Annotated in this window: 15 protein-coding genes; 7 read left to right on the top strand and 8 right to left on the bottom strand. The window is 65.7% G+C overall.

Translation table 11 applies throughout. The features are described from left to right. Positions 1–38 precede the first annotated feature (38 nt). Positions 39–1379, top strand: a complete 1341-nt coding sequence (locus tag PCA10_RS16855; protein WP_016493275.1) for a cache domain-containing protein — start codon at positions 39–41, stop codon at positions 1377–1379. Positions 1380–1413: 34 nt separating this feature from the next. Continuing rightward, positions 1414–2046 (top strand): response regulator, encoded by a 633-nt coding sequence (locus PCA10_RS16850; protein WP_016493274.1) that lies wholly within the window; start codon positions 1414–1416, stop codon positions 2044–2046. 187 nt (positions 2047–2233) lie between these two features. Here the strand turns inward: PCA10_RS16850 and PCA10_RS16845 are convergent, their stop codons facing one another. Continuing rightward, a complete protein-coding gene (locus tag PCA10_RS16845; RefSeq protein ID WP_144277056.1) occupies positions 2234–4597 on the bottom strand; it encodes a DNA polymerase II in 2364 nt (787 codons plus the stop codon). A 226-nt stretch (positions 4598–4823) separates the two neighbouring features. Between PCA10_RS16845 and PCA10_RS16840 the strand changes: the two genes are divergently transcribed. Both PCA10_RS16840 and PCA10_RS16835 read left to right on the top strand, forming a co-directional pair. Next, positions 4824–5054: a hypothetical protein gene (locus tag PCA10_RS16840; RefSeq protein ID WP_016493272.1), complete on the top strand. Its 231-nt coding sequence runs from the start codon at positions 4824–4826 to the stop codon at positions 5052–5054. Further along, on the top strand, positions 5051–5347 hold the full coding sequence (locus PCA10_RS16835; RefSeq protein ID WP_016493271.1) for a cell division protein ZapA: 297 nt from the start codon (positions 5051–5053) through the stop codon (positions 5345–5347). The genes PCA10_RS16840 and PCA10_RS16835 overlap by 4 nt, the downstream gene beginning before the upstream one ends. Positions 5348–5476: 129 nt before the next feature. Here PCA10_RS16835 and PCA10_RS16830 read toward each other — a convergent pair whose 3' ends face one another. The 3 genes from PCA10_RS16830 to PCA10_RS16820 form a co-directional block, all read right to left on the bottom strand. Then, positions 5477–6427, bottom strand: a complete 951-nt coding sequence (locus PCA10_RS16830; protein WP_016493270.1) for a phospholipase D-like domain-containing protein — start codon at positions 6425–6427, stop codon at positions 5477–5479. 217 nt (positions 6428–6644) lie between these two features. Beyond that, the gene (locus PCA10_RS16825; RefSeq protein WP_016493269.1) at positions 6645–8207 is read right to left on the bottom strand and encodes a calcium-binding protein; all 1563 of its coding nucleotides are present in this window, start codon (positions 8205–8207) and stop codon (positions 6645–6647) included. Positions 8208–8392: 185 nt separating this feature from the next. Continuing rightward, complete coding sequence (locus PCA10_RS16820; protein ID WP_016493268.1) at positions 8393–8878, bottom strand: GNAT family N-acetyltransferase; 486 nt, start codon at positions 8876–8878, stop codon at positions 8393–8395. Between the two features lie 117 nt (positions 8879–8995). On the opposite strand from PCA10_RS16820, the gene PCA10_RS16815 reads away from it, so the two are divergent. Further along, a complete protein-coding gene (locus PCA10_RS16815; RefSeq protein ID WP_016493267.1) occupies positions 8996–9931 on the top strand; it encodes a YeeE/YedE thiosulfate transporter family protein in 936 nt (311 codons plus the stop codon). Between the two features lie 58 nt (positions 9932–9989). Here PCA10_RS16815 and PCA10_RS16810 read toward each other — a convergent pair whose 3' ends face one another. Further along, positions 9990–10805, bottom strand: a complete 816-nt coding sequence (locus PCA10_RS16810; RefSeq protein WP_016493266.1) for a gamma-glutamyl-gamma-aminobutyrate hydrolase family protein — start codon at positions 10803–10805, stop codon at positions 9990–9992. 340 nt (positions 10806–11145) lie between these two features. Between PCA10_RS16810 and PCA10_RS16805 the strand changes: the two genes are divergently transcribed. Both PCA10_RS16805 and PCA10_RS16800 read left to right on the top strand, forming a co-directional pair. Next, positions 11146–12243, top strand: a complete 1098-nt coding sequence (locus tag PCA10_RS16805; protein ID WP_016493265.1) for a DUF1615 domain-containing protein — start codon at positions 11146–11148, stop codon at positions 12241–12243. A gap of 187 nt (positions 12244–12430) precedes the next feature. Then, entirely contained in the window at positions 12431–12772 is a 342-nt protein-coding gene (locus PCA10_RS16800; protein ID WP_016493264.1) for a hypothetical protein, read from the top strand. Positions 12773–12814: 42 nt separating this feature from the next. Here the strand turns inward: PCA10_RS16800 and PCA10_RS16795 are convergent, their stop codons facing one another. From PCA10_RS16795 to PCA10_RS16785, 3 genes are all read right to left on the bottom strand, one after another. Further along, on the bottom strand, positions 12815–13414 hold the full coding sequence (locus PCA10_RS16795) for a cell wall hydrolase (RefSeq protein ID WP_016493263.1): 600 nt from the start codon (positions 13412–13414) through the stop codon (positions 12815–12817). Positions 13415–13569: 155 nt separating this feature from the next. Beyond that, positions 13570–13926: a 5-carboxymethyl-2-hydroxymuconate Delta-isomerase gene (locus PCA10_RS16790; RefSeq protein ID WP_016493262.1), complete on the bottom strand. Its 357-nt coding sequence runs from the start codon at positions 13924–13926 to the stop codon at positions 13570–13572. 39 nt (positions 13927–13965) lie between these two features. Continuing rightward, positions 13966–14907: a LysR family transcriptional regulator gene (locus tag PCA10_RS16785; protein WP_016493261.1), complete on the bottom strand. Its 942-nt coding sequence runs from the start codon at positions 14905–14907 to the stop codon at positions 13966–13968. Positions 14908–14987: the final 80 nt, after the last annotated feature.

Raw genomic sequence — 14987 nt, 5'->3', positions numbered from 1 at the left:
CCGAGCCACGGCTCGGGCGCGCTTTGATGCGAGTGACCATGCAACTCAAGTACAAGATCGTGACGCTCAGCGTCCTGCCCCTCATCGTGTCGGTGCTGTTCATCTGCGTGCTGGTGTTCGCCCAGAGCCGCAAGCTGGAAGAGCAGCAGGCGAAACTGGTGGAGAGCAGCATCATGGCCGCCAAGCAGGCGGAGCTGAAAAACTACCTGGAGCTGGCCCTGAGCCTGATCGCGCCGCTGTACCAGAGCGGCCGCGACGACGAACAGGCGCGCCAGCAGGCGCTGAACATGCTGGCGCGGGCGAGCTTTGGCCTGGACGGCTACTTCTTCGTCTACGACAGCCACGGCAAGAGCCTGATGCACCCGCGCCAGGCCGACCTGGTGGGCAAGGAGCTCATCGGGATGAAGGACAAGAACGGCCTGCCGGTGATCCAGGCGCTGCTGAAAAGCGCCGAGAGCGGCGATGGCTTCCAGCTCTACACCTGGGAAAAGCCCTCCACCGGGCAGGTCACCGAAAAGCTCTCCTACGTGGTGATGCTGGAGCGCTGGGGCTGGATGCTGGGCACCGGCATCTACATCGACGACGTCGAAGTGGCGACCCACAAGTCCCGCCAGGAAGTGGCCAGCGGGGTGCTGACAACCGTGCTGGCGATCGCGTCCTTCGCGCTGATCGCCGTGCTGGTGGTGTTCTCCGGCGGCCTGATGCTGAACTTCACCGAGCAGCGCCTGGCCGACCGCAAGCTGTCGGCGCTCAACCAGCGCATCGTGCACCTGCAGGAAGAGGAGCGCTCGCGGGTGTCCCGCGAACTGCACGACGGTATCAGCCAGCAGCTGGTGTCGATCAAGTTCCAGTTCGAGCTGGCCAGCCTGGAGCTGGAGAGCGGGCGGGGCAGGGGGCTGGACAACCTGCGGGCGGGCACAGCGCGCCTGGGCGAGGCCATCGGCGAGATCCGCCGCATCTCCCACGACCTGCGGCCCTCGCTGCTGGATACCCTCGGCCTGTCGCCGGCCATCGACCAGCTGGTGCGCGAGTTCGAGCAGCGCACGACCATCCGTACTCAGTACGAGTGCGGGCTGGATGACGCAGAGGTGGATAAGGATGTATCGGTCACGCTGTTCCGAATCATCCAGGAGGCCCTGACCAACATCGAACGCCATTCAGAGGCCAGCGCCGCTATAATTTCGCTTTCCATTTCGCCGCGCGCCATCACGCTGCGGGTCGAGGACAACGGGGTTGGGTTCGACCCCGGCCTGCTGGACAGAAGCCACGGCATCGGCCTGCGCAATATCAGGGAGCGGGTCGACCATCATCGCGGGACCTTCGCCATCTCCTCCTCTAACGGCCGCACGGAATTGCAGGTCGAAATTCCCAGAGCTTGATCGGCTCGACCTTCAACCGAACCAAGGGGCCGTCATGAGTGTTGCCTACCCGATCAGAATCGCGCTGATCGACGACCATGTGCTGGTGCGCGATGGCGTGAAATCGCTGCTGTCCGCCTTGCCGCACTTCGAGGTGGTGGCCCAGGCCGAGTCGGGCGCCGAAGCCCTGGCCCTGGTGGCGACCACCGAGCTGGACCTGCTGCTGGTGGACGTTGGCCTCAAGGACATGAACGGCCTGGAGCTGACGCGCAAGCTGTGCGGCCTCTATCCGGGCATCAAGATCCTGATCCTGAGCATGTACGACAACCAGGAGTACGTGCGCACCTCCATCAACGCCGGCGCCTTCGGCTACGTGCTGAAGAACGCGCCGTCCCAGGAGCTGATCGCCGCCATCGAGGCGATAGTCGCCGGCGGCAGCTTCTACAGCCCGGAAATCGCCCGCAAGCTGGCCACCAACAGCCGCGACGAGAACGAGCTGACCCCGCGCGAACTGCAAGTGCTGTCGATGCTCGCCCGGGGCCTGAACAACAAGGAAGTGGCCCGCGAGCTGGATATCAGCGTGCGCACGGTGGAGACCTACCGCCTGAGCATCCGCCGCAAGCTCAACATCGACACCCCCGCCGCCCTGGTGAAATACGCCCTGGAGCATGGGCTGATTTCCATCTGAGACACTGCACCGCTGGTGGATGGAAAAGCGCCATCCACCCTACGGACTTGCGATACCCATCAGCCACGGTCCGCATGGGTTTCGTTCCTCAACCCATCCTACGGTGCCACGGGGAGCTGCTTCCGTAGGATGGGTTGAGCGAAGCGATACCCATCGATTCGTAGCCCGCGCGAAACCCCATCGCCCTCTAGAACAACGCCATCTGCCGGTCGATCAGCGACAGGAAGTCATCCCCCACGAAGGGCAGGATGGCGTCGGCCACCGGTTGCAGCTGGCGGGTCAGGTAGTGGTCGTAGTCGATGGCCGAGCTGCGGGTTTCCAGCGGCTCGGGGCCGTTCAGGGTGATCAGGTAGCTGATCCAGCCGCCATTCTGGTACTGGCGCGGCCGGCCCTGGCGGTCGTTGTAGTCGTCGGCCATGCGCGCGGCGCGCACGTGGGGCGGGACGTTGCGGGTGTAGTCGTCGAGCTGCCGGCGCAGGCGCTTGCGGTACACCAGCAGCTCGTCCAGCTCGCCGGCCAGGGTCTGACGCACGTACTCGCGCACGTAGTCCTGGTAGGACTGGCGATTGAAGATGCGCTGGTAGAGCTCCTGCTGGAAGCGCTGGGCCAGGGGCGACCAGTCGGTGCGCACGGTCTCCAGGCCCTTGTAGACCATCTCGTGGCTGCCGTCGGCACGAACCACCAGGCCCGCGTAGCGCTTCTTGCTGCCTTCCTCGGCGCCGCGGATGGTGGGCATCAGGAAGCGCTGGTAGTGGGTCTCGAACTGCAGTTCCAGGGCGCTTTCCAGGCCGTATTCCTGGGCCAGGTGTTCGCGCCACCACTGGTTGACCTGGCGCACCAGGTGGCGGCCGATCTGCGCGGCGTCTTCCTCGGCGTGGGCGCGCTTGAGCCAGACGAAGGTGGAGTCGGTGTCGCCGTAGATCACGGCGTAGCCCTCGGCCTCGATCAGCTCGCGGGTGCGGCGCATGATCTCGTGGCCGCGCATGGTGATGGAGGAGGCCAGGCGCGTGTCGAAGAAGCGGCAGCCACTGGAGCCGAGCACGCCGTAGAAGGCGTTCATGATGATTTTGAGCGCCTGGGAGAGTGCCTTGTTGCCGTCGCGCTTGGCGGCCTCGCGGCCCTCCCAGACCCGCGAGACGATGGCCGGCAGGCTGTGCCGGGTGCGGGAGAAGCGCGCGCCGCGAAAGCCCGGTACCGAGTGTTCGTCGTCCGGTTGGCGCAGCCCTTCGATCAGGCCCACCGGGTCGATCAGGAAGCTGCGGATGATCGACGGGTAGAGGCTCTTGTAGTCCAGTACCAGCACCGATTCGTAGAGGCCCGGGCGCGAGTCCATGACGAAGCCGCCGGGGCTGGCCTCGGGGACCTTGTCGCCGAGGTTGGGGGCGACGAAGCCCTGGCGGTGCATCAGCGGCATGTAGAGGTGGGTGAAGGCGGCCACTGAGCCGCCGCTGCGGTCGGTGGCCAGGCCCGTGACCGTGGCGCGCTCCAGCAGGAAGTGCAGCAGCTCGGTCTTGTCGAAGATACGCGTGACCAGCTCGCAGTCCTTGAGGTTGTAGCGCGCCAGGGCGGGCTTGTCCTCGGCGAACATGCGGTTGATCTCGTCCATGCGCTGGTAGGGCGTGTCGATCGCCTTGCCTTCGCCGAGCAGCGTCTGGGCCACGCTTTCGAGGCTGAAGGAGGGGAAGCTCCAGGTGGCCGAGCGCAGGGCTTCGATGCCGTCGATGATCAGCCGTCCGGCTGCCTCGGCGAAGTAGTGGTTGTTGCCGCTGCCGTGCTCGCGCCAGCCCATGGGGTCGCCGCCCCGGCCCAGCAGCAGTGGAACCTTGAGCTGCTCGGCGTGGGCCTGGAGCACCCGCAGGTCGAACTGCACCAGGTTCCAGCCGATGATGGCGTCCGGGTCGTGCTCGGCCAGCCACTGGTTCAACGCCTGCAGCAGCTCGGCGCGGTTGTCGCGGTAGTCGAGCTGGAAGTCGAGCTCGCCGGCGTCGCCGTTGGCCGGGCCGAGCATGTAGACCTGGCGCTGGCCGCAGCCTTCCAGGGCGATGGAGTAGAGCTCGCCGCGCTCGGTGGTTTCGATGTCCAGGGACACCAGCTTGAGCTGCGGGCGGTAGTCGGGGGCGGGCTTGAGCTGGGCGTCCAGCAGCAGGCCGTTGCCATCCGGGGTGCCGCCGAAGAGCACCGGCGCGGTGATGAAACGCTCCATCAGGTAGCGCTCAGGCGGGCGCACATCAGCCTCGAACAGCTCCACGCCGGCCTTGCGCAGGGCCTTGTCCAGACGCATCAGCTGGCGCTGGTGCTTGCAGTACAGGCCCAGCACCGGACGGTGGCGGAAGTCGCACAGGGCCAGGGGGCGCAGCTCCACGTCACGTTCGCCGCGCAGCAAGGCCTCGGCGCGTTCGCGTTGTTCGGCGGGAATGAACGCCACCGGGGTCTGTGGCGGCAGGCGTACCTGTCGCGGGCCGGCGTCGGTGGCCAACCAGAATTCGACTTCCGTCCCCTCGGGCGTGTCCCGCCAATGCCGGGTCAGGACGAACCCCTGCTGCAACTCCACCACTGAAACCTCGGAACCCTTTTTCACCGGGTGATTCTAACCGTGATCATGACGCTCGCGCTGCCGGGGCAATTTTGTGGCCGTACTGCCGAAGTGACATGAAGAATTTTACCTAAGCCATTGAAACGACAGCATACATTCTGTCCGAACAGTCCGATTATTCCTGGCTTGCGGGGGCGTAATTCTTTATCCTCCGCGACCTTTTACACCTGCCCGGGAGACCACCATGCTGGACAACACCCTCGTACAACTGGAAGAGCTCGTCAGCGAGCTGCTGCAACAGAACCAGGCCATCGCCGACGACAACGCGCGCATCCGCGCCGAACTGCGCAAGGCCCGCGAAGACAACGACAGCCTGCAACTGGCCATGATGGAGCAGGAAGAGAAGAGCAGCGCCACCGCCGAGCGCCTGCAGGCCCTGGTCCGCCGCGTCAGCGAGAGCCGCGCCAGCGCATGAGCACCGACAGCGTCCGCGTGCTGCGCATCCTCGGGCGCGAGTACAGCATCAAGGCGCCCGTAGGCGAGGAGCAGGTGCTGCAGGATGCGGCCGCGATGCTGCAGGCGGAGATCGCCGCCAACAAGAAGAAATTCCCCTATGTCACCGCCAATGAACTGGTGGTGCTTTCCGCGTTGAACCTCTGCGCGCGCCAGGTGGGCGCCATCGATACGCCTCCCGACGACGCCGATGTCACCCAGCGCCTGGCGCTGCTCAATCGGCGCATCCGCGCGCAGCTGGATAACGCGTCCTAATCCAGGGCCGAGCTCGATGCTCCCGGATGGCACGGCCGGCTCGTCGCAGGAGCTGATTCATTCGCGAAGGGCCGCGAGCGGCCCGTGGTTCCGCATCGCGAATGAATTCGCTCCTACATTTGCCTGGCTTTAGGGCAGCACCCGCAGGATATCGGCGCGGTTGATCTCGGTGCGGCCGTCTTCGTACCACACCGGAATGGCTTCCTTGAGCAGTTCCTTGTCGCCATCGAGCTTGAACGGCTGGGTGTAGCGCTTCTTGCGGTAGGCGTAGATGTAGTAGGTGCCGCTGCGGTAGAGGATGCGGTCGAAGGTGTAGAAACCGATGTGCGAGCCGTTGCAGCGCGCGGTCAGTACCACGTCGCCTTCCTCGTAGGGCAGGGCGCCTTCGGCGCAGTCATAGGTGAAGAACTCGCGGACGTCGTCCCAGGCCACGCCATCGCTGCTGGACTTGAGGTAATCGCGCGCCTCGTCCTCGGACTGCTGGGAGTGGTCGCTGTACCAGATGAACAGCGGGATGCTCTGGTTGGTGTCGTCGCCCAGCCAGCCTTCGCTGTCCAGGTACTCGGCGGTACGCGCGAGGCCCGCCTGCATGCGACGGTGGCTCTGCTTGTAGCTGTCCAGGGCATCCTCGAACGCCTGGGAATGGCTGCACGGCAGGACGCCGTCGATGCTCTTGAGCGCCTGGACGCGGGCCAGGTAGGCGTCGTACAGGGCCGCGTCGGTGATCACCGTGCAGGTGTCACGCACCAGGCTCACGCCCACCTGGGTAAGGTTGGCGCTGCCGACTATCACCACGTCCGGTTCGACCAGGTAGAGCTTCCAGTTCACGCTGGCCTGGTAGCGGAAATCCACCGACAGGGCGAGGTCCGGGTTGGCTTCATTGAGGCAGTGCTCGATGAAGTCGGGCGCGGTCAGCGAGTTGATGGTGCCGACCAGGATGTCCAGCTGGTTGTCATTTTCGATCAGCAGGTCGACCAGGGGCTCGGTGCCGCTGGCGAAGGCGGAGACGATCGTGATCTTTTTTCCGCTCAGTCCGCCCAGGTAGGTCTCAAGGCTGTCTTCGTAATCCAGAATTTCCATACGGTCTCCAGCAACAACTTTTGCAATGGCGCCATTTTCGCACAGGCGCGGCCAGAAACCACCGTCCGGAATGCTTCGCGGGCCCGCTGAAATCAATGCGCATGCGAAAACACCGAGCGTGGAGCGCTCGGATTCGACGGCTTGAGGGAGGGGAGAGGCGAATCGCGCAAGCGTGCGGGAACCAGGGGCTTGCCCCTGGTTCCCGCAGGCCGTGTTCCTAGGCGACGAAGTCCGCCGTCGACACAGCGGTGACACCGACCAGCTGGATCGCGAACTCGGCGGTGGCATCGGCATCGGTATTGCCATAGAGCACGCCGCCGCTGAGCTTCAACTGGCCTGCCGCCGTAAAGGCACTGGCACTGCCGATGACGGTGGTGAAGGCGTCGTTGGCCGGGGTGGCGGTATTGGCGTCCAGGGCGGCGAGGTCGATCCGGTCGACGCCACGGGTGAAGTCGGTGATGACGTCCCAGGTGGTGCTGGTCAGTCCCGTATCCGCCAGGTTGCCGAAGGCGAAGATGTCATTGCCCACGCCACCGGTCAGGCTGTCCTTGCCGGCGCCGCCGATCAGCCGGTCGTTGCCCGCGGCTCCGGACAGCGTGTCGTTGCCCACGCCGCCATCCAGGAGATTGTTGGCGGCGTTGCCGGTCAGGCTGTTGGCAAGCGTGTTGCCGGTGGCATTGATGGCGGCGGTGCCGGACAGCGTGAGGTTTTCCTGGTTGAGGCCAAGGGCACGGCTGACGCTGGAAACGATGGTGTCGATCCCGCCCGTCGCGCTGGTTTCCGAGACCACATCGGCGGCGTTGTCGACGTAGTAGATGTCGTTGCCCAGGCCACCGCTCATGACGTCGGCGCCGGTGCTGCCGTTGAGCACGTTGGCCGCAGCGTTGCCGGTAAGGGTGTTGGCCAGTGCATTGCCGGTGGCGTTGATGGCGGCGGAGCCGGAGAGCGTCAGGTGCTCCTGGTTGAGGCCGAGGGCACGGCTGACGCTGGAGACGACGGTGTCGACGCCGCCGGTCGCGCTGGTTTCCGAGACCACATCGGCGGCGTTGTCGACATAGTAGGTGTCGTTGCCCAGGCCGCCAGCCATGGTGTCGGCGCCGACGCCGCCATTGAGCACGTTGGCCGCCGCGTTGCCGGTGAGGGTGTTGGCCAGGCCATTGCCGGTGGCGTTGATGGCGGCGGAGCCCGAGAGCGTCAGGTGTTCCTGGTTGAGGCCGAGGGCGCGGCTGACGCTGGAAATGACGGTGTCGACCCCGCCGGCCGAGCTGGTTTCCGAGACCACATCGGCGGCGTTGTCGACGTAGTAGATGTCGTTGCCCAGGTCGCCGACCATGTTGTCGGCACCCACGCCACCGTTCAGGCTGTCGTTGCCGGCGTCCCCGTACAGCGCGTCGTTGCCGCCGTTGCCCAGGAGCACATCATTGCCGTTGAAACCCCTGAGGGTGTCGTTCTGGCTCGATCCGTTGAGACGGTCGTTGCCCGCGAAGGCGTAGTTGAAAAGGCTGTCGATGTCCGCGGCATCGATGTAGGCCTCGACCGTCAGGGCGCTGAGGCTCAGGCCGGTGATCTCGTAGACCTTCGTCCCGTACTCGATGTAGTTGGTGGAGGTCAGCGTGCCGCCCGTCAGCCCGAAGCCGTCGTAGGTGAAGCTGCCGTAGTAGTTCTGGACGTAGCCGCCGTAGGTGATCTGGATCTGGTTGCTGGTCTGGACGGTGACGTAGCCGTCCCAGATCTCGGCGAGGTTCATGTTCACGGCGACGAATGCGCTGGCGGTGGCCATCGGTGAGATCCTTCTGTTCCTGTTCTCGGAGGTCATCCATGGCGTGCGTGACAGCGCCAGGTTGCTGTGCGGATTCTGGGTGGAACTCGGATTGATGTGTAGTGGCCATCACGTACCGGTGGAACGGGCGGCAACCCTTTCCGACAGGAGGCTCGCAAGCGGGCGATCAGGCGCGCGACCGATTCTCAATCTCGGCCTTCGGCGAACTCCCGCAGCGCGTCGCCATCCAGGCGGTAGCGCACCCATTCGTCCTGGGGCAGGGCGCCGATGGACTTGTAGAAGTCGATGGCCGGCTGGTTCCAGTCCAGCACGCTCCATTCCAGGCGGCCGCAATCGTTGGCGCGGGCTTCGCGGGCGATCTCCCGCAGCAGGCGGCGGCCGGCGCCGGTGCCGCGTTGTTCCGGCGTGATGTAGAGGTCTTCCAGGTAGATGCCGTTGCGCCCCAGCCAGGTGGAGTAGCTGTAGAAGTACACCGCGTAGCCGATCGGCTTGCCGTTGCGCAGGCAGATCAGCGCACGGGACGGGGCGTTGTCGGCGAACAGGCTGCGGCGGATGTCCTCGACGCTGGCGATGACTTCGTGGCCGGCTCGCTCATAGACCGCCAGTTCGATGATGAAGTCGAGGATCTGTTGGGCGTCTTCGGCTTGGGCGGGGCGGATCGAGAGGGTCACAAGCAATCTCCAGGGTTCATTGAGGCGGCCATGCTAGTGCCTTTGCGCGGCGCCATGAAGCGGTTTCCGGGGTACGACTAAGCTTTGCCTGAGGCCTGCTCTGCGGAGGGCGAGGGCGTGATCCTGCTGGCGAGTGTGCTCCTGGCCCTGCTGATGGGCTTTGCCGTACAGCGTGGCGGCACCTGCCTGGTGGCCGCGCTGGAAGAGGTGGTGAACAGGCGCCGCTGGGCGCACTTGCGGGCGCTGCTGGAAACCTCTCTCTGGGTGCTGGGCGGCTTCGTCCTGCTGCGTGCCTTCGACCGCCTGCCGATGGTGCCCATGGGCTACGCGCTGCACTGGCACGCGGCCCTGGGCGGCGCCTTGCTCGGCATCGGTGCCTTCATCAACGGCGGCTGCGCCTTCGGCGTGCTAGCGCGGGTCGGGTCCGGGCAATGGGCCTGGCTGGCGACGCCGCTGGGCTTTCTCATCGGCTTCGCCCTGGCCGGTCGCGGCCCGGGCATGACCTCGAGCATGCCGGTGGCGATACCGGACTGGTTGCAGCAGGTGCCCATCGGCCTGGCCCCGATGATCCTCGCCGCGCTGGTGGCCCGTCTCGGCTGGCTGGCCTGGAACCGGCGCAATGGTTCGGCCGAGGCCTCCATCTGGTCGCCCCATCACGCCACCATCGTCCTCGGCATGGCCTTCCTGCTGCTGTTCGTCTGTGTGGGGGCCTGGGCCTACACCGACATCCTCGCCGAGCTGGCCACCGGCCGCTTCATGGCGCTCGGGCTGCGCGGCCTGTTGCTGCCGGCGATTTTCGCCGGGGCATTGCTGGGCGGCTGGACGGCCGGGCTCTGGGAGCACCGCTGGCCAAGCCTGAGGGATTTGCTGCGGTGCTTCTGCGGTGGGGTGCTGATGGCGCTGGGGTCGAGCCTGGTGCCGGGGGGCAACGACAGCCTTATCCTGTTCGGCATGCCGCTGCTCTGGCCGAACGCCTGGCTGGCGTTTGCCTGCATGTGCCTGGTGGTGGTGCTGACGCTCTGGCTGGCGGGGCTGGTCAAGGGAAGGGGCTAGGCGTGTGCCATGAAAAAAGCCCGGCGGATGCCGGGCTTTTTGATGTTACGGGGCGGGATCAGGCAGCTTGGTGAAACGTCTTGCCCTTGGCCTTGCGCTCCACCTGCTTGCGGCAGGCTTCGCCGAAGGCCTGGAAGATCTTCACCGAGTCGGGGTTCTTCGCCGCCTGCCATTCCGGGTGCCATTGCACCGCGAACAGGAAGGGCGAAAGGCTCGGTGCATGAATGGCTTCCACCAGGCCGTCTTCGGCGTGGGCGATAGCCTCGATGCCCTTGCCGAGGTTTTTCAGGCCTTGGCCGTGCAGCGAGTTCACGCGGATCTCATTGGTGCCCAGGACCTGATGCAGCCAGCTGTTCTGCTGCACACGCACGCTGTGCGCAGGTGAGTACTGGACGTCCACCGGGTCCTCGGTGTTTTCGCGATGGTCGTTGAAGCCAGGCTCGGCATAGACCTTCTGGTACATGTCGCCGCCCAGGGCAACGTTGATTTCCTGCATGCCACGGCAGATGCCGAAGATTGGCAGGCCACGCTGGAGGGCTGCGCGGATCAGGGGCAGGTCGAAGTTGTCGCGATCCTTGTCCTGGCCCTTGCCGGGTGTTTCGTTTTCCTGGCCATACAGCGCCGGGTCGATATTGCTGCCGGCACCGGTGAGGTAAACGCCGTCAGCCATGTCGAGGTATTGCTCGAGGTCTTCGATGCCGCAGCAGGTGGGCACGAGGACGGGTACGCATTCGGAGATATCAACCAGCGGGACGATGTACTTGTGCGTCATCACCTGGTAGTCGTGGCCCTTGCGTTCCTGGGCGCCCATGGACATCAGGACGACCGGTTTACGAGTGGTCTGCTTCTTATTGCCAATGTTGCTGTTGGACATATTTCACCTTGGGACAGGCTCAGCCTATCGTTGCTGTGCAGGCGCGCCACTGAGGGTTGGCGCTACCTGAGGTCCCGAGCACTGCCGGTCATCGTCGGGGCGATTGCCGGTCGGAACCTTCATATAGCCTGCCAGAGCCGTTAAATATGTCAAACGAGTCCGTCGGAAAACGTAAAAAATAATGGCCGATTTTTATCGGGTTTTCAAGGTTAACTTATTGATTTGTAAGTATAAAAAGGCGCATAGAAAATATTTTTCTGGTTCAGCATCTAAAACGAGTGTTCAGAATGCTGGACTTTGGCAGCACTTATGCATCCGTCGAAGGCCCAAGGCAGTGCCCATGATCGATCCGCTTTCCCGTCTCCCGCTCCTCGTCACGCTGCTGGCCCTGGCCGCCTGCGGCACCCGCGCCCCGGAGGAGCCACCGCCGCGACCGGCCGAGGTGCGCGCCAAGGTGGTTCGGCTGATGCCGGCCAAGGTGCCGGACCGCCAGGGCTGGGCCGCCGACATCCAGGCCGCCTTCGCCGCCCAGGACATTCGCCCCAGCGACAGCAACCTCTGCGCCGTGCTGGCCGTGACCGAACAGGAGTCCACCTTCCAGGTCGACCCGCAGGTGCCGAGGCTGGCGAAGATCGCCCGGCAGGAAATCCAGCGGCGCGCCGGCAAGCTGCACGTGCCGGAGTTCCTGGTCAGCTCCGCGCTGAAGCTCGACTCGCCCAACGGCAAGACCTACGAGCAGCGGCTGTCCGCCGTGCGCACGGAGAAGCAGCTGAGCGCCATCTTCGACGACTTCATCGGCATGGTGCCCCTGGGCCAGAAGCTGTTCGGCAACTTCAACCCGGTGCACACCGGCGGGCCCATGCAGGTGAGCATCGACTTCGCCGAGGCCAACGCCAGCCGCTACCCCTATCCGCTGAAAGGGTCCATCCGCCAGGAAGTCTTCACCCGGCGTGGCGGCATGTTCTTCGGCATCGCCCACCTGCTGGGCTACCCGGCCAACTACCCGAGGCAGCTGTACCGCTTCGCCGATTTCAACGCCGGCTGGTACGCCAGCCGCAACGCCGCCTTCCAGAACGCCGTGAGCCTGGCCACGGGGATTCCCCTGGCGCTGGACGGCGACCTGGTGATCCACGGCTCCAGCAAGGCCGGCTCCACCGAACTGGCGGTGCGGGCCCTGCACAAGCAACTGGACCTCAGCGACTCGGCCATTCGCCGGGACCTGCTCAAGGGCGACAGCCTGGCGTTCGAGGAAACCGACCTGTACGTGCGGGTCTTCGAACTGGCCGAAAAGGTCGAGCGGCGCCAACTGCCCCGCCAGGTGATCCCGGGCATCGACCTGAAAAGCCCGAAGATCACCCGCAAGCTCACCACCGAGTGGTTCGCCAAGCGGGTGGACGAGCGTTACCAGCGTTGCATGCAACGGGCGGCCGGGAAGTGAAGGGGAAGCCGTGCCCCCAACGAACGGCATGGGGCCGGTAGGGTGCGCCGCGTTGGCTCTGCAGGAGCGAATGTCCAAGGGCCGAGCAGGAACAGGTGTTCATGGCGCACCCGACGCGGTGTGCTGTGCCGCCGAATCGGGCTGCTAGATTCAGGAATGTCGGCGAGCAGCGGGAGAGCGATCCACCATGACCGAGCAGCAACAGCAGCAGAAGAAACGGCTGGACGATGATATCTGCGTGCATATCTTCGCCGCCTCGGCGGCTATGGTCGGGGTCTGCATCACCGTCATCGGCATCTTCCAGGTGGTGGTCGCACTGAAGCGCGAGGACATCATCGGCGACGACCTGCTGGCCATCAACGCGGTCATCTACCTGGCCACGGCGATCCTGTCCTACTGGGGCCTGCGAACGCGCAAGCTGGAGCGCAACCACCTGCTGGAGCAGGTAAGCGATGCCCTGTTCCTCATCGGCCTGGCCTTCACCACCGTGGTGGCGGTGCTGATCGCCTGGACCATCACCCTGGACTGAGGGCGCGCCTGCCCAGCAGTCGTGCGCGGCGCAGGCGAGGGGTTAGGTCGTCGACTTCGGCCGGTAGAACAGAAAGCGCCGGGTCTGGGCGGTGCGGGTGTAGGTCCGCGCCCAGTCGGGGGAAACGTTGCGGTCGTGGAAGTACAGGGCGCCGCCCGTGCGGTCGTGTAGTTGGCCGTTGAGGGCCTTGCGGGCGATTTCCGTGGCCAGGTCGTAGCGTTCGGCTTCGACCACTTCATCGGGGCGGCCGTCGCACCACCAGGAGAACTGGCAGCTGCCGGTTTCCGAGCCTTGCTTGACCACCGCGCAGACGGAGTCGGGGAAGTCCGGGCTGCCGAGCCGGTTCATCACCACATTGGCGACCGCTTCCATCTCTTGCGGCGGTTCGCCCTTGGCTTCCCAGTAGATGGAACGGGCCAGGCAGGTGATGGCGTCGTCGAGCGGCGCTGCACCGGCCGGGTCCACGGCCTGCGCCTCGCCACGGGTGATGGGTTCGGCCTGGCCGGCGACGGGCTGGTCCTGGGCGGCCTTTTCCTCCAGTACCTCGGCCTTGTCTTCCGCCGCCTGGGCGCGGGTTTCGGCCGGGGCGTTGCCGGCCAGCAGCAGGGCGGCGACGCAGACCGCCATGGGTATCCAGCGCATGTTCGACCTCCGATGGGATCGGGGCCGCCGGGACTGCCTGAGCGGGGCGGCGGAGTGCGGAGCCGGCCGGTGCGCCAGCCCCGCATGGGGAAATAGACTACGGCGGCGCCGAATCATTCCCCCTTTGAGTCGCTGGAGGCCAGGGATGGCGCGGGTCAGAGGAAGGCTTTGGAGTAAGTGCCGCGCTCCATGTCCTGCAGCTGCACGCTCACCTGCACGGCCAGGCCGTCGGGCTTCTGGAATGCGGCTTCCAGGGCTTCCAGCAGGCCACGGCTCAAGGCCTGCTTGACGTTTTCCGGCCGGCCCGAGAGCAGCCACAGGGTGGCGTGCAGGAAGCCCCGGCCCTGGGCCTCGGTGCCCACCAGGAAGTGCTCGTGGCGAATCACGCGGCTCTTGATGTCCGCCTCGGCGAAGTGCCCGGTGTCGGCGAGGAAGCCGTTGCAGGCGACGAGGAGGGCGGCGGCGTCGACGCTGGTGAGGTTGGCGCTGTGTTCGATAACGAGATGGGGCATGTTGCGTTCCTGTGGTCGGGTCTGTTTGCCGGGGGCCTGTCAGGCGCCCGGTGCTGAAGTACATTCGGCTTCCAGGGCCTGCCACAGCAACTGCGCCGGCGCCGACAGCGGCGCGCCCCGGCGCATCACCACCGAGAAGGGCTCGCTGCGCGAGCGCAGGTGCAGGGGCAGGCAGGCCAGGCTGCCGAGGTGGATCGCCTCATCCGCCACTTCACGGGGCATCAGGGCGATCAACTGGGGGTTCTGGCGCAACAACATCAGGGTGGTGAGGGTGGAGGCGGTTTCCAGCGGATAGCGCGGGAAATCCAGCCCCGCCTGGCTGAATTCACGCTCCAGCACCAGGCGCATGGGCATGTTGGCCGGGTAGACCACCCAGGGATACCCGGCCAGGTCCGCCAGTTCCAGGGACTCGGCGGCGGCCAGCGGGTGCGCGGGGTTGGCCATCACCCGCAGGCTTTCTTCATGCAGTACCCGCGCCTCGTAGGCGTCCGGCCGCGGGCTGACGCTGGTGCGGCAGACGGCCAGGTCCAGGCGGCCCTGGTCGATCAGGCCGAGCAAGCGCGCGCTGGTGTCTTCCACCACTTCCACCGAGAGCTCCGGCTGGGTTTCCCGCAACCGCCCCAGGCTGCGCGCCAGCAGCGGCACGGCACCCATCACCGCGCCCACGGAGAGGCGTCCGCCCTGGCCCTGGAGGATGCCGACCATTTCTTCCCGCAGGTGGGCCAGGTCGGTGTGGATCAGCCGCGCGTAGCGGATCGCGCAGCGCCCCAGGTCGTTGGCTTCCAAGCCCTGGCTGGTGCGATTGAACAGGCGCATGCCAAAGGCCGCCTCGATCTCGTTCAGCGCCTTGGTGGCGCCCGGCTGGGTGATCGCCACCTGCTCGGCGGCCTTGTGCAGCGAGCCCTGCTCGTCCAGGGCGATGAGCAGGCGCAGCTGCTTGAGGCGCAAGCGGGAAACCAGGGCGGGGAGGGAAGCGATCATGGGGGATGACCAAAAGTTATCGCGGGATCAGAAGCTCTCATTAGGCAGGCCGCCGGGGGATTCGTAAAGTCCTCGCCAAC

Origin of the sequence: Pseudomonas resinovorans NBRC 106553 (genome assembly GCF_000412695.1) — a bacterium.
Classification (GTDB): Bacteria; Pseudomonadota; Gammaproteobacteria; order Pseudomonadales; family Pseudomonadaceae; genus Metapseudomonas; species Metapseudomonas resinovorans_A.
The sequence above is the reverse complement of the archived record's forward strand: the minus strand, read 5'-3'. Positions and strand labels throughout refer to the sequence as shown.

Coding starts and splice junctions, on each gene's coding strand:
- PCA10_RS16855 (WP_016493275.1), top strand. CDS start 39: ATGCAACTCAAGTACAAGATCGTGACGCTCAGCGTCCTGCCCCTCATC.
- PCA10_RS16850 (WP_016493274.1), top strand. CDS start 1,414: ATGAGTGTTGCCTACCCGATCAGAATCGCGCTGATCGACGACCATGTG.
- PCA10_RS16840 (WP_016493272.1), top strand. CDS start 4,824: ATGCTGGACAACACCCTCGTACAACTGGAAGAGCTCGTCAGCGAGCTG.
- PCA10_RS16835 (WP_016493271.1), top strand. CDS start 5,051: ATGAGCACCGACAGCGTCCGCGTGCTGCGCATCCTCGGGCGCGAGTAC.
- PCA10_RS16830 (WP_016493270.1), bottom strand. CDS start 6,427: ATGGAAATTCTGGATTACGAAGACAGCCTTGAGACCTACCTGGGCGGA.
- PCA10_RS16825 (WP_016493269.1), bottom strand. CDS start 8,207: ATGGCCACCGCCAGCGCATTCGTCGCCGTGAACATGAACCTCGCCGAG.
- PCA10_RS16810 (WP_016493266.1), bottom strand. CDS start 10,805: ATGTCCAACAGCAACATTGGCAATAAGAAGCAGACCACTCGTAAACCG.
- PCA10_RS16805 (WP_016493265.1), top strand. CDS start 11,146: ATGATCGATCCGCTTTCCCGTCTCCCGCTCCTCGTCACGCTGCTGGCC.
- PCA10_RS16800 (WP_016493264.1), top strand. CDS start 12,431: ATGACCGAGCAGCAACAGCAGCAGAAGAAACGGCTGGACGATGATATC.
- PCA10_RS16795 (WP_016493263.1), bottom strand. CDS start 13,414: ATGCGCTGGATACCCATGGCGGTCTGCGTCGCCGCCCTGCTGCTGGCC.
- PCA10_RS16790 (WP_016493262.1), bottom strand. CDS start 13,926: ATGCCCCATCTCGTTATCGAACACAGCGCCAACCTCACCAGCGTCGAC.
- PCA10_RS16785 (WP_016493261.1), bottom strand. CDS start 14,907: ATGATCGCTTCCCTCCCCGCCCTGGTTTCCCGCTTGCGCCTCAAGCAG.